Source organism: Hylemonella sp. P2_B10, assembly GCF_056404875.1.
Genome location: NZ_JBFUDE010000003.1, coordinates 1 through 13,149, shown reverse-complemented (window position 1 = coordinate 13,149; position 13,149 = coordinate 1). Strand labels below are relative to the sequence as shown.

Genomic DNA, 13,149 nt, shown 5'->3' with positions numbered 1-13,149 from the left:
GCAGGCACTATCATGGCTTGTTGCCAGATTGCCGGCGGGCAGCCGGCCGACCACCGCCCGTGAAACACCACAGTCCCATGAAGAAGCCGCCCAAGACCGCGCCGCCCCCCCAGCCCGGCACCCAGGCCCGCCTTTCCATGGTGGAGGTGATGAACCAGACCGCCGCGCTCATGGCTGCCGGCAAACAGCCCGAAGCGCTGGCGCTGTATGCCCAGTGGCTGGCCGTGGCCGATGACCCACAGCGCTATGTCGTCTGGTTCAACTACGGTACCGCGCTGGGCGCGGCCGGCCGGCCGGCCGATTCAGCGCAGGCGCACCGCCAGGCACTGGAGATTCAGCCCTATTTCGTGCACGCACGGCTGAACCTGGGCCACCAACTGGAAAACCAGGGCCAACTGGAGCCGGCGCTGGCCGAGTGGCGCCGGGTGCTGCAAGACTGCGCCAACAGCCCATTCACCGAACTCAGCCTGAAACTGCACGCGCTGAACAACCTGGGCCGGGCGCTGGAAAAGGCCAGGCGTTTCGACGAGGCTGAAGCCTATATGCGTCAAAGCCTGGAGGCGGACCCAGACCAGCCCGCCACCGTCCAACACTACGTGCACGTACGGCAAAAACAATGCGAGTGGCCGTTGTATAAGGCCTTCGGCGGGTTGACGCTGCACAAGCAACTGGTGTGCACGTCGGCATTGGCCATGTTGAGCGCGCATGACGACCCGGCACTGCAGCTGCTGGCAGCCCAGCGTTTCGCGCAAGAGAAAGTGCGGCCCACTGACCCGCGACGGCCCAATCCCCCACGTCCGGTGAACCGCAAGGTGCGCATAGGCTATTTGTCGGGCGACCTGTGCATGCATGCGGTGGGCCTGCTGACGGCAGAGTTGTACGAGCTGCACGACCGCAACCGCTTCGAGGTGTTCGCTTTCTGCTGGTCACGCGAGGACGGCAGTCCGCTGCGCGCGCGGCTCATCAAGGCCTTCGACCACCATGTGCGCATAGGCCACCTGAAAGACGAGGCGGCGGCGCAGTTGATACGCTCGCTGGACATCGACCTGCTGGTGGACTTGCAAGGCATCACCAACGGTGCCCGGCCCGACATCCTGAGCTACCGCCCGGCCACCGTGCAACTGACCTACCTGGGCTTTCCAGGCACCACCGGCTTGAGCAGCATCGACTATGTGATTGGCGACGAGTACGCCATTCCGCCGGCACTGCAACCCTACATGACGGAAAAGCTGCTGGCCATGCCGCAGTGCTTCCAGGTCAGCGACCGGCAACGCCAGGCCTCGCCCGCGCCCACACGGGAGAGCTGCAAGCTGCCCGAGGATGCCTTCGTGTTCGCCTCGTTCAACAACAACTTCAAGTTCACCGAGGAGCTGTTCGCACTGTGGATGCGCGTGCTGCAGCAGGTGCCTGGCAGCGTGTTGTGGCTGCTGGCGGACAACCCACCGGCCCAGGCCAACATGACCGCCTGCGCACGCGCGCACGGCGTGGCGCAAGAGCGCCTGGTGTTCGCCGACCGCGCCGCGCCGGCCAATTACCTGGCGCGCTTCCATCTGGTGGACCTGTTCCTGGACACTTTCCCTTACAACGCCGGCACCACCGCCAGCGACGTGCTGTGGATGGCCTGCCCGCTGCTGACCTGTTCGGGCAAGACCTTCGTCTCACGCATGGCCGGCAGCCTGCTGCACGCCGTGGGCCTGCCTGACCTGGTCACCAGCAGCTTTGACGAGTACGAGCGCCGCGCCGTGCAACTGGGGCGCAACCCGCGCATGAGCGCCACCTACCGGCGCTACCTGCAAGAGCATCGCCTGGACAGCGCGCTGTTCGACATCCCCGCATTCATGCGCGGTTACGAAGACGCCCTGTTGCGCACGCTGGATGCCCACACCGGGCCGGGAAGCGGCCCATGAGCGCCGCCCCCTCACTGGTGGTGGCCGGCGGCACCGCGCACGAGGTGCCGCCGCCCCTTCACACCGCACCGCCACCAGGCCTGCCCGACAGTGGCGACACGCTGGCGCAGTGCACCTTGTGGATGTGCCGTCACCACGGCATTGACCGCACCTGGACCTCGCTGACCAGCGAAAGCATCTGCGATCAACCGCTGCAGCCGGCTCAGGCCGCCGGGGTGTTGCGCAGCGCCGGTCTGGTGGCGGACATCGTGCGGCGCACGCCGGAGCAGATTCTGGACCTGTTGCTGCCCGCCATCCTGCTGATGAAAAACGGCGAGGCCTGCATCCTGCTGCGGCGTGTGGCCTTGCAGAACAAGGCCACCGGCAGCGCGACGGAGTATGAATTGCTGTGGCCCGGCCAGCCGGACCACCGGCGTCAGGTGGACACCCCGGCCCTGCTGTCGGAATACAGTGGCTACGCGATCTTCACCGGGCCGGAACCGATCTCGGACAAGGCACGCGCGCCGGACGACGACGAGGCACCCGCCCCCGGTCACTGGTTGTGGTCCACGCTGCGTCAGTACGTTCCGTATTACCGCTCCTCCATGCTGGCCGCAGCCTTGAGCAATGTGCTGATGCTGGCCACGGGCCTGTTCTCCTCGGTGGTGCTGGACAAGGTGTTGCCGCACAAGTCCTTCGTCACGCTGTGGACTCTGGCGGCCGGCGTGGCCCTGGCGGTGGTGTTCGATCTGGTGGCCCGGCAAATCCGCAGCTACCTGATCGACCTGGCGGGCAAGAAGTCAGACCTGTCGCTGGCTTCCCTGCTGTTCCGCCAGGCATTGACCGTGCGTCTGGAGCACCGGCCCGCTTCGGCTGGGTCATTTGGCCACCACCTGGCGCAAATCGAGGTGGTGCGCGAATTCACCACCTCGGCCACACTGACCGTGGTGTCCGACCTGCCCTTCATCTTTGTCTTCATCCTGATGACCTACGTCGTCGCCGGGCCCCTGGTGCTGGTGCCCTTGCTGGCGGTGCCCATCATCCTGGGCGTCAGCTGGGCGTCGCAACGGCTGCTCAGGCGCCTGATGAGCGACACCTTGCGTCTGCAGGCCAGCATGCAAGGCGACCTGATCGAGGCCATTGAGGGCCTGGAAGACGTGCGCGCTGCCGGCGCGCAAGGCCATTTCATCAAGCGCCACCAGCGCGCCAATGCAGCGGCGGCGGACTCGGCGCTGCGCGCCCGCATGTTGACGGGCTGGGTCAACAATTTCTCCATGGTGTCGCAACAGATCGTCACCGTGGTGCTGCTGGTCTGGGGCGTGCACCTGGTGGCCGACAACGCCATCACCAGCGGCGCGTTGGTCGCTTCCATGATGTTTTGCATGCGCGCCATTGCGCCGTTGAGCAGTGTGGTGTCATTGGCCACGCGCTTCCAGGGTGCGCGCGCCGCGTTGGCGGCACTGGACCGGCTGATGGCCCAACCCACCGAGCGTCAGGCCGGCCGGCGCTACGTGCCGCGCACCAGCATCCAGGGCGCGCTCGGCCTGCGGGAGGTCAGTTTCAAATACCCCGAAGGCCCCGGCGGCCATGCGCCGCTGGTGCTCAAGAAAGTGAGCCTGCAAATCCGCGCCGGTGACCGCGTGGCCGTGCTCGGGCGCATAGGCAGCGGCAAGTCCACGCTGCTGCGGCTGCTGGGTGGCCTGTACCTGCCCACCGAGGGCATGGTGGAGTCCGACGGCCTGGACCTGCGCCAGATCGACCCGGCAGACTTTCGCACGCAGATCGGCTTTGTGTCGCAAGACCCGCGGCTGTTTGCCGGTACGCTGAAAGACAACATCCTGCTGGACCGTCCCAATGCGCGGATTGAAAACTTCCTTGAAGTGATGCGGCTGACCGGCCTGGACCGGTTCGCCGCCGCGCATCCCCTGGGCCTGGATCTGCCGGTGGGTGAGATGGGCAACCTGTTGTCCGGTGGCCAGCGCCAGATGGTGGCACTGGCACGCTGCCTGGTGATACAGCCGCAGGTGCTGTTGCTGGACGAACCCACCAGCTCCATGGATGCGCAGGCAGAAGCCTCCTTCATCCAGCACCTGCGCAACTCGGTCGGCGATCGCACACTGGTGCTGGTCACGCACCGGCCGGCCCTGCTGGACCTGGTCAACCGCGTCATTGTGGTGGATGAGGGCCGCATCGTGGCCGACGGCCCCAAGGCGCAGGTGATGGATGCGTTGTCCGGCAGATCTGCAAACGCTTGAAGCTACCGCCTGCCATGTTTCGCCTGACCCCCCCCCGCAAACGGATGGCCGTCGCCACTGACAGCGATCTGCGCTTCCTGCAAGGCGGCCTGGAAAACGCCGTCTTCGAGCGCACCCCCAAAGCCAATGCCGCCCTGTGGCTGATGATCGGTGTGTGCGCCAGTTTCATCGCCTGGGCGGCTTGGGCACGCGTCGACGAAGTCACCAAGGCCGAAGGCCACGTGGTCGCCGACGGCCGTGAGCAGACCTTGGGCAGCCTGGAAGGCGGCATCCTGCGCCAGTTGCTGGTGCGGGAAGGCGCCATCGTCGAGCAGGATCAGCCACTGCTGCAAATCGACCCGATACGAGCCGAGTCGCAACAGAACGAAGGCGACGCGCGCCGCATGGCACTGAAAGCCGCCATTGCGCGGCTGGAGGCGGAACTTGCCGGACGTCCGCTGGTATTTTCCAAGGAGTTGCAGGCGGCACCGGCGGCGGTCACCGCTGTGGAGCAGGCGTCTTTCCTGGCCCGGCGGCGGGCACTGAGCGAGGCGGTCGAAGGTGCGCGGCGCAGCCTGAAGATGCTGGACAGCGAGTTGGCGATGTCGGAGCGGCTGGCAGGCCAAGGCCTGATCTCGGAGGTCGAGGTGATGCGCCTGAAGCGCCAGCAGATCGATCTGAATGGGCAGATCGACGAGCGCGTCAACCGCTTCCGCCAGGAGGCCACCGCGGACCTCTCACGCCTGCGCACCGAGCTGGCGCAGCAGGACCAGCAAGCCACCGTGCGCGAAGATGCATTGCAGCGCACGCTGCTGAAGTCGCCTGTACGTGGCGTCATCAAAAGCATACGCTACAGCACCGTCGGCGGCGTGATCCCGGCCGGTCAGCCGGTGATCGAGATCCTGCCCTTGGGCCCCCGCATTCTGGTGGAGGCACGCATCAAGGGCTCGCAAATCGGTTTCGTCAAGATCGGGCAGCCGGCGATGGTGAAACTGGCCACCTACGACTACAACGTCTACGGCGGCTTGCATGGCAAGATCGACTTCATCAGCCCGGATGCCGTTGCTGAGGAGGGCAAGCCCGCCACGGCGGACGGCCCCACCTTTCGCGCGGTGGTTGCGGTTGAAAGCGACGCCCTGCTGGCCGGCGGCAAGCCCCTGCCGGTGCTGCCGGGCATGACAGCCACGGTGGAAATCCGGACCGGCGAACGCACAGTGCTCGATTACCTGGTGCGGCCCATGCTGAAGTCGCGTGAAGCGCTGCGGGAGAGATGAACACCATGCCCACCCTCATGCACGCACGCCCATCCCGGTTGACACGAGCGGTGCGGTGGCTGCCTTGCGGATTGGCAGTGCTGGCGGCATTGGCGCTCAACGGTCATGCTGCTGCCGCACAGGCCACCACCAGTTGCGCGCGCTCGCTTGGCTCCGCCAACCAGGAGGTGCGTTTCAACAACCCCCAGGACACGCCCAGGGTGCTGGCGCAGCTGACCGGACAGAACCAGAACATCAGCGCGCGGGTTCAGCTGAGCGAACTGGTGTCGCGGGCCATAGGCAGCAGCGCGGGTGTGCAGTCGACCCGCCGCAGCCGCAGCGCCGCGGAGTATGACGTGGAAGAGCAGCGCGGCGCAGCGCGCCCGCAGCTGGGTTTGAGCGGCAGCCTGACGTCGGCCTACACACGCATCAACGGCCAATCCGTGTCCAACCCGCAGCAGGGCTCGGTATCGGTGGAGCTGACGGCGCCCATCTACGACGGCGGCCGCCTGTCCAGCCTGCAGGCCTGGAAGGAGGGTCTGAGCGACGTGACACGCGCCATCGAAGCGGGCAGCCGTGAGGCGGTCGCCCTGGAAGTGGTGATGCTCACGCTGGACCGCGAGCGCTACGAATTGCAGACCCAGGTCTACCAGCGCTATGTGGCGCAAGTGAGCTGCCTGCTGGAGTCGCTGGAGCAGATCGTCAAGGAAGATCGCGGCCGCGCCAGCGAGCTGGTGCAAGCCCGCAAATCGTTGATACAGGCACAGATCTCGGTGGACGAGACCAAATCGCGGACGCGGCAGATCGAGGTTCAGTTGACAAGGCTGCTGGGCGCTGACGCCTTGGCCGTGCATGGACTGAGCGCGGCGCTGATTGACGCGCCCCTGGTGCCGGCCGTGGATGAGTTCTTGCGCCACTCGGCCGTGCTCAAGCAGCTGCAAGCCGAGGTGGAAGCGCAAAAGCGCTATGCGGAGTCGCTGCGGCGCGAGTACCGGCCGCAAGTAAACTGGGCGGTGATAGGCAGCAGCGGCCGGACGCCCGACGGCACCACCTCCAGCACCAGCTGGCAAGCCGGCGTCACCTTCAACGCCAGCCTGTATTCGGGCGGCGCCACTGAAGCAGGCTACAAAGCCGCACTGGCCCGTGCCGACGCTGCGCGGTTGCGGCTGGAGCAAGTGCAGACCGAACAGTTCGCCCGGGTGGCCGAATTGAAGGACCAGATCGAGCAGGGCTGGACCCGCGCGCAACGCTACGCCCAGGTGCTCAACGACAGCGAGCAGGTGCGCCGCAACACCCAGGATCTGTGGTTCCTGCTGGGCCGACGCTCCCTGTTCGACGTGATGGCCTCGCAAGGCGACCACTACTCCGTGCAGATTGCGTTCGTCAATTCGGTGTTCGACGCCATGACGGCGCAAGTCCAGTTGCGCGGCGCCGGCAGCGGCCTGGCGGATTGGGTGGCGCAGTCCGCCACCCTCCCCTCCGTCACCAAATAAGGTCAGAACGCCCGCAACTGAAGGTCGGGCATCTGGGGGATGTTGGGCCGATCAAGAGGACCCGGTATCGGCTCTGAGGAATGGCCGTGAAACGCCGCCGAGCTTTGCCGCATGTAGGTCAGCTCGAGCAGGCGGGGGAACGGGATGCCGCCGATCATCACCATGCCGCCGGCGTTGTTGGCATGCATGTGAATGGGCCGGTGGGACTTGGCGAGTTTCTTGAACACCGCATACGCCTTGTCAAAGTAGGGGCGGTTGATCAGGTTGTGAAAATCGTGAAACTCCCCGGTCAGCACCTCGAAGCGGGCCAGGTCGTCCTCACGGGCATCCGCCAGGCAATCCCATTCAGCGCCTTCAGTGTCAAACTTCAGGATCGGATGCTGTGCCTGGCGCCAGTCAATCATCTCCACCATGCTGTGCAGGCTGACGAAGGGCTCCTCGTCACGCACGCCCCACCCCTTGCGGTGAAATTCCACACTCTTGTGCGTGCTGGGTGATGCGGCAATGGTGTGGTCGAACTGGATCACCCGGGCGCCCTGGCTGGCAAGGACATCGTCAAAACTGACCTCGTTGCCGATACCGATGGACAGCACCGTGTTGCTGCGCCGCGAACTGGACGGCATCACATAGCCACCGTCCCCATCCGCGCCGATCCGGACCTTGATGTCGCTGATCATCTGCCACGGGCGGATCTCATTCAGCAAATTGAAGAGATCCAATTGGGTCACGGGGGTTTCGTTCATGAGAGTGCCATTTCCGCTTGAGACAAGCTGCTGTTTCACGAATTCCAACTGGCACCCACCTGCTGCAGCAGCAAAGCCGTGCTCAGGAAGGTGCTGTTGGACGTTTTGACGATTTGCGAGCGCGACAGAATCAACAGGTCGACCAGCGCATCCTCGACACTGGCGGCGCTGCGGTTCACATTGCCGGCATAAAGCCGCCCGCTGTAATCGGTGGTCAGCGCGTTCCAGTCGCCCGTGACCATTTTTTCGACATGCGCCCGCTTCTGATAGACCAGTGCATTGGGCAGGGCGCCGAAACGCTGCTCCACATCCTTGTCATCGGAACAGATGAAGAATTTGCTCTGTGGGCGATCTTTGACCAGGTTGAACAAATTGGTGTCGTCGGCGCCATGGCCGCCAAAATCGGTCTTGCGTATCTGCACGCCAAAGAAGTCGCCGTGCTGGCGCCCAATGTTGTGCTGATCCAGGAATTGCTGCGCCCGCGCCAATATGGCAGGCCGAAAACGAAGCGCGCGGACCTGCTCGGCAATCGCCGTGAAATCCGTGAACGGCGGGATCAATGCCGTGTAGTAGAAAACATCCTTGTCGCTGGCCGAAAAGAAGGCGCGCACGCCGTCCCAGTTGGGAATGTGCAGCGGCGACACCCACTGCTGGGCCAGGCCCAGGCGGTCTTCCACGATGAAGTAGTGGTAACGCTCGCGCTCAGGCATGAAGCTGGCCAGCTCACGCTGCACCACGGGCATCTCGACATCGAACAGGTCTTCAAATGCCGCGCCACACCAGTTGTTCAGCGGCCAGACCACCTGGGGCTTCAGCTGCAGCGCTTTCGCCAACGCCAGGCCTGACGTCACCGCGTTGAAGCGATTGCCAAAACCACCGTCGCAATAGATCACAAGCGTACGCATGAGACTCATCTCTGATCAAAAGGGGTTCATGCAGATGTCGGGCAGGCCAGGGTGATTGGGGCGGTCCAACGGGCCAGGTATCGGGTCGGTGGAGAAGCCGCGAAAGGTGTCCAGGTCTTTGCGCAGAAAAGCGACCTCGATGACCTTGGGAATGGGCACCCCTTGCACCAGCACCAGACTCTGGTAATTGTTGGCATGCAGATGTATGGGCACGTGGTGGGCATTCAGCTTTTCAAACGCACTCTGCACTTTGGAAAAAAACACCGGGTCGCCCAGTTTCTCGAAATCATGCACTTCACAAGCGATGATTTCATAGTCCGCCAAGTCGCTGGATTGGGTGGCCTCCAGCACATCGTATTCCGCCCCTTCAATGTCAAACTTGAGCATGGGGTGCTTGGCATTCAGGGCTTTCATTTCTGCGTGGATGTCATCAAAGCTGATGAACAAACCTTCGGTCTTGGTGCCCCATCCGAGCTTGTGGAACTTGAAGTTCGCGTGCTGCTGCGGCGGGCCCTGCACCGTATGGTCGTACTGCAGAATCTTGGCGCCGTTCTGGGCCAGCGCAAAGTCGAAACTGACGTCGTGCCCCACGCCTATGGAAACCACGGCATCGCATTGCTGGATCGCCGCCGGCAAGACGTAACCACCATCGTAAACGTTGCCAATCCGGACTTTCTGATTCTTGGTCATCGACCACGGCCGGATGAGCTTCATCAAATCCAGCACCTGGGCTTGTCCGAGCGGGGTTTGATTTGTCATCTGAAATTCCTAGAAGTTGGTTCCTGCTCACGGCAATTTTAGGGGACGGCCAGGCCTGCCAGGCCTCGAAGTACCGGGCGAAGCGAGTGGATTTTCAGCAGCAGCTGACGCTCACCGAAGCAGGGCGAGCAATTGGTCAACCGGCGGCCGCCAGCCTGCCGCCAAGTCACCCAAATCAGTGGCGGAACGGTTTGGTGACTTGGGGCTGGTGTGAATCAGCATGTCCACCAACTGCTCCAGATTGGGTTCGCAATAGCCGCTGATCTTGCGGTCCTGAATGACCACATGGGCATGGAATGTCGATTCGATCTTGCGGTGCGTCGCCCCGCGCACAAAGTCGTCGGTCGCCCCTCCGGCCGTGACAATGACCGGTGTGCCGCAGGCCATGGCTTCACAGACCGGCAAATTGAACCCCTCGGCGCGGTAAGGCGAGACGTAACAGTCCGCGATACCGTACATGCTGTTCATCTGGTCCATGGTCAGGTTGGCCGGAATCATCGTGATGGCGCGCAGGATCTCGTCAGAAAGCAGGCCGGCACCTGCCAATGTCTGCTGCACGAACGATTCGCCGTTGACACCGTAGGTATTGCGCTGGTCCTTGAACAGCAGGCGCAGATCCTTGCGCTTCTGCCTGGCCAGTGCGAATCCCTTCAGCAAGACGTCTATGCCTTTGTTCCAGATGGCCGCGCCAATGTTCAACAACAGCACTTCGTGCTCGGCAAAGCCCAGTGCCGCGCGCTGATGTCGGGTGACTTCGCCCGGCATGGGCCGAAAATACCGGGGGCTGGCGGCATGCGGCACCACGTGCACAGTGCTGGGCTGAAAACCCCAGTCGACAATGCGATCGCGTGCCCAATGGCTGGGCGTGATGACCAGGTTGCCGTCCGCCTCGAATTGCGGGATGTCGCTTCCGGGCGCCAGTGACTGCGCCTCCAGACCCAACTCGGTCACCATGAACACCGCCAACTTCCCACCCCGTGGTGAAGGTCGCAAATCTGCCGGAGAGAAAATGCGGTACGTCCAATCGGCAGCCTGGCCAGGTTGGGCCTCGGGGATGCCGGATATCACGGCCTCGTCTGCCGGCTGAAAACCAGCGCCGTTGGTCGCCCGGCTCCAATGGGAAAAATGAAACGGTGCGTCGGTATGCCGCAAGGTCAGCCCGGGGTGTTGGGCCAGTTCCAGCAACTGGAATTGATTGACGATGGCGATGGAATGGTTGATGCCCCGCCAACCCTCCACCACCAGGTGTTGATTCGATGCGTTCATTTCAGATGTGAAAGATGCCATTCATGGACTGCGCTGCGCGGCTGTCACTTGGCAGGGATTTGCCAGGATCTCGCAGGCGGCTTGATGAACAAGGCGTTGCCCCAGCCGGCTTCCCCCATTTCAAGCTCGTAGGGCCGAAAGCCATGAAGCCCAAGAAACTGGATCAGGTCCACCAGTTCAACGTCCCCATCGTAGCTGCCGCCAAAGCCGACCTCGGTGTAAATGTATTTGACTTTGTGCAGGGTGGCGTTGGCACCCTTCAGCACATGCAGCTCGGCGCCTTGCAAGTCCATGTACAACATGTCCATGACACGCTCTGGCGCGGGGTAATTGGCCTCAAAGGAGGCGACCACGCGGTCCAGGGTGTAGCCCACCATCTCGCGCATGTCCTGGAATTTGACCCACGGAAAATCGGTCAAATGCCGCGTTGGCTTCAAAATGCTGCTGCTCTCACCAAAGTTGGAAGCCACATGGAAGCTTATTCTTTCCCCATCGGTGGCGGTGCAGACCATGTTCGCGGGAATGTAGCCAGGCGCTTTCGCACAGCGAGACGCCAGAACCTGAAAGGGCTCCGGCAGGGCCTCTATCAACAGTGCGTGCGCTATTCCCAGGCTGATGAACTGGTCCACCTCCTGCCCGCTGCTGGCGCCGACTTGAATGATTCCCTTCGGCAAGGGCAGTCCGAGCGCAGAAATGATCGTGAATGGGTCACGCATGACACTGGTCCTGGGTAATTGTCGGCCGTCCGCTCTGTTTTATTCCAGACAGATATTAGACCAATCGCCCAGCAACACTCCGCGCTATAGCAGGCCAATTGACGGCCAATTGGCTACCTATGTCGGATACGGATTCAGCGTAGGCGTGCGCTGACCATGGGTGAAGAGTCTATCCCCCTGCCGACGCGGCCCCGGACGTCGATCGATAGACATGCAGAACCCGCTGCACCTACAGGCGCCAGCGGGTTTGCATGACTACGGCGTCAAATGAGCGGTTGGTTTCGCTCTTCCTCAAGCAGCCGTCGCAAATGGCCTTCGAGGTGCCCGCCATGGTGGACCATCGCAGGGTCCACACTGGCGACCTGGGTCACCGCACCCGCACTGTCGTGTGGCGGCGCTCCTGGCAGACTGCCTGACGGCGGGCCAGCCAGCAGGTCGCCATGGGTGGGCGGTCCGGCCTGGGCCCCTCCGGCGCTGGCAGCCACCGCTGTCGTGGTGTCGGGCGGCTGTGGGCCTGTTGCACCGTCGCCAGGTGTCTGCGCTGGTGGTGAGGTGCCAGCCGGCGTGTCCTTGGTCAGCCACACGTCAGCCAATTCGTGCGTCTTGCCATCTGCCGTCTTGTAGGACGAGATTGCACCAATCAGGTTGCCGTTGTCCCCGATGCTGGTTGTCTTGGCGTTCAGATCCAGCTCCACAATGCCCAGTGACGACAGGTCCTTCATTTCCCCGGCATCCGACACGCCGTTCTGGTTGGCGTCCACCCAGACCTTCAGTTCGGAGAAGTGCCCATCGGCCGCATTGATCTTGCCGTCGTGGTTGCTGTCCAGATCCGCCAGCGCCGCAAAGCCCGTACCGGCACGCTGCCCAGTGCTGAGCACGGTGCCCCCACCGAACAACTCGGTTCCGTCGTTGATCTTGCCATCGTGGTTGACGTCGCGCACCAGCAAGCCGTCCAACGGTGACACCCATCCAACCTTGCCTGTAAGACCAGTCGCCATCAGGTCGAAATGAACGCCATTGGCTGCGGATGTGGTGTGCACACCATCGCCGTTCAAGTCCAGCGCAATGGGGGTGGCCGCAATCAACGCATTGACTTGCGCATTGCTCATCACAGCAATGTCGGTGCTGGTGAACGCATGTACCTGATCCGTGGTCATGGCCATGATCTGCTGCGTCGTCAGCCCACCAATCTGCATGGTGGTGAAGGCCACAATTTCGTCCGTGCTCAGCGCACGCACCTGGAAGGTGGTCAACGCACGGATGTCGTCGGTGGCGATGGCCTGGAAACTCGCCGTACTGAGGGCCTGGAGATCGGTTGTAGTGACCGCCGCCCACTGGGCCGTGGTCAGGGCCACCAGGTCTGCTGTGGTGATCACTGAGAACTGGTCGCTGGTCAGTGCCTTGATCTGGCCTGTGGTCAGCCCGGGAACCTGTGCCGTGGTCAAGCCAATGATCTGGTCACTGGTCATGTTGGCGATGGTGGCCGTGGGCAGTGCGCCTATGGCTTGCGAGCTCAGGGCTGCCAGGTCGCCGGTGGTGAACACGGCAAACTGGTCGCTGGTCAGCGCGCCCAGTTGGCCCGAGGTCAGCGCGGCGATCTGCGCTGTGGTCATGACGTCGATTTCGTTGGTGCCCAGGGCCTTCATCTGGCCCGAGGTCARCGCACGGATGTCGKCKGTKKCGATGGCGGTGAACTGCGCCGTGGTCAGTGCTTGCAGGTCGGTGGTGCCCACCGAGGCCCACTGGGCCGTGGTCAKGGCCACCAGGTCTGCTGTGGTGATCACTGAGAACTGGTCGCTGGTCAGTGCCTTGATCTGGCCTGTGGTCAGCCCGGGAACCTGTGCCGTGGTCARGCCAATGATCTGGTCACTGGTCATGTTGGCGATGGTGGCCG

9 protein-coding genes and 1 pseudogene are annotated in these 13,149 nt (G+C 63.2%); 4 read left to right on the top strand and 6 right to left on the bottom strand.

Annotation, left to right across the window (positions count from 1 at the left end; translation table 11 throughout):
- Window positions 1-77: 77 nt before the first annotated feature.
- From AC1DX2_RS12515 to AC1DX2_RS12500, 4 genes are read left to right on the top strand one after another with little or no spacing between them, the layout of a single operon-like run.
- Window positions 78-1,907, top strand: coding sequence for an O-linked N-acetylglucosamine transferase, SPINDLY family protein (locus AC1DX2_RS12515; RefSeq protein ID WP_477196692.1), 1,830 nt, complete (start codon window positions 78-80; stop codon window positions 1,905-1,907).
- Complete coding sequence (locus AC1DX2_RS12510; protein WP_477196691.1) at window positions 1,904-4,141, top strand: type I secretion system permease/ATPase; 2,238 nt, start codon at window positions 1,904-1,906, stop codon at window positions 4,139-4,141. The genes AC1DX2_RS12515 and AC1DX2_RS12510 overlap by 4 nt, the downstream gene beginning before the upstream one ends.
- 44 nt (window positions 4,142-4,185) lie before the next feature.
- Window positions 4,186-5,394: a beta-barrel domain-containing protein gene (locus tag AC1DX2_RS12505; RefSeq protein ID WP_477196690.1), complete on the top strand. Its 1,209-nt coding sequence runs from the start codon at window positions 4,186-4,188 to the stop codon at window positions 5,392-5,394.
- 5 nt (window positions 5,395-5,399) lie between these two features.
- Window positions 5,400-6,866, top strand: coding sequence for a TolC family protein (locus AC1DX2_RS12500; RefSeq protein ID WP_477196689.1), 1,467 nt, complete (start codon window positions 5,400-5,402; stop codon window positions 6,864-6,866).
- Between the two features lie 2 nt (window positions 6,867-6,868).
- Here the strand turns inward: AC1DX2_RS12500 and AC1DX2_RS12495 are convergent, their stop codons facing one another.
- The 6 genes and pseudogenes from AC1DX2_RS12495 to AC1DX2_RS12470 all read right to left on the bottom strand — a co-directional run.
- Window positions 6,869-7,609 (bottom strand): FkbM family methyltransferase, encoded by a 741-nt coding sequence (locus AC1DX2_RS12495; RefSeq protein WP_477196688.1) that lies wholly within the window; start codon window positions 7,607-7,609, stop codon window positions 6,869-6,871.
- Between the two features lie 35 nt (window positions 7,610-7,644).
- On the bottom strand, window positions 7,645-8,514 hold the full coding sequence (locus AC1DX2_RS12490) for an O-fucosyltransferase family protein (protein ID WP_477196687.1): 870 nt from the start codon (window positions 8,512-8,514) through the stop codon (window positions 7,645-7,647).
- A 15-nt stretch (window positions 8,515-8,529) separates the two neighbouring features.
- Window positions 8,530-9,273 carry an FkbM family methyltransferase gene (locus AC1DX2_RS12485; RefSeq protein WP_477196686.1) on the bottom strand — a complete coding sequence of 248 codons (744 nt, stop codon included), beginning with the start codon at window positions 9,271-9,273 and terminating at the stop codon, window positions 8,530-8,532.
- A gap of 111 nt (window positions 9,274-9,384) precedes the next feature.
- A complete protein-coding gene (locus tag AC1DX2_RS12480) occupies window positions 9,385-10,539 on the bottom strand; it encodes a glycosyltransferase family 4 protein (protein WP_477196685.1) in 1,155 nt (384 codons plus the stop codon).
- 44 nt (window positions 10,540-10,583) lie between these two features.
- Window positions 10,584-11,255 carry an FkbM family methyltransferase gene (locus tag AC1DX2_RS12475; protein ID WP_477196684.1) on the bottom strand — a complete coding sequence of 224 codons (672 nt, stop codon included), beginning with the start codon at window positions 11,253-11,255 and terminating at the stop codon, window positions 10,584-10,586.
- A 263-nt stretch (window positions 11,256-11,518) separates the two neighbouring features.
- Window positions 11,519-13,149 (bottom strand): annotated as a pseudogene (locus tag AC1DX2_RS12470) (hypothetical protein); the annotation flags it as partial.

What these genes read in the sequence shown, in the direction of transcription:
- AC1DX2_RS12515 (WP_477196692.1), top strand. Translation starts at nt 78, where the DNA reads ATGAAGAAGCCGCCCAAGACCGCGCCGCCCCCCCAGCCCGGCACCCAG.
- AC1DX2_RS12510 (WP_477196691.1), top strand. Translation starts at nt 1,904, where the DNA reads ATGAGCGCCGCCCCCTCACTGGTGGTGGCCGGCGGCACCGCGCACGAG.
- AC1DX2_RS12505 (WP_477196690.1), top strand. Translation starts at nt 4,186, where the DNA reads ATGGCCGTCGCCACTGACAGCGATCTGCGCTTCCTGCAAGGCGGCCTG.
- AC1DX2_RS12500 (WP_477196689.1), top strand. Translation starts at nt 5,400, where the DNA reads ATGCCCACCCTCATGCACGCACGCCCATCCCGGTTGACACGAGCGGTG.
- AC1DX2_RS12495 (WP_477196688.1), bottom strand. Translation starts at nt 7,609, where the DNA reads ATGAACGAAACCCCCGTGACCCAATTGGATCTCTTCAATTTGCTGAAT.
- AC1DX2_RS12490 (WP_477196687.1), bottom strand. Translation starts at nt 8,514, where the DNA reads ATGCGTACGCTTGTGATCTATTGCGACGGTGGTTTTGGCAATCGCTTC.
- AC1DX2_RS12485 (WP_477196686.1), bottom strand. Translation starts at nt 9,273, where the DNA reads ATGACAAATCAAACCCCGCTCGGACAAGCCCAGGTGCTGGATTTGATG.
- AC1DX2_RS12480 (WP_477196685.1), bottom strand. Translation starts at nt 10,539, where the DNA reads ATGAACGCATCGAATCAACACCTGGTGGTGGAGGGTTGGCGGGGCATC.
- AC1DX2_RS12475 (WP_477196684.1), bottom strand. Translation starts at nt 11,255, where the DNA reads ATGCGTGACCCATTCACGATCATTTCTGCGCTCGGACTGCCCTTGCCG.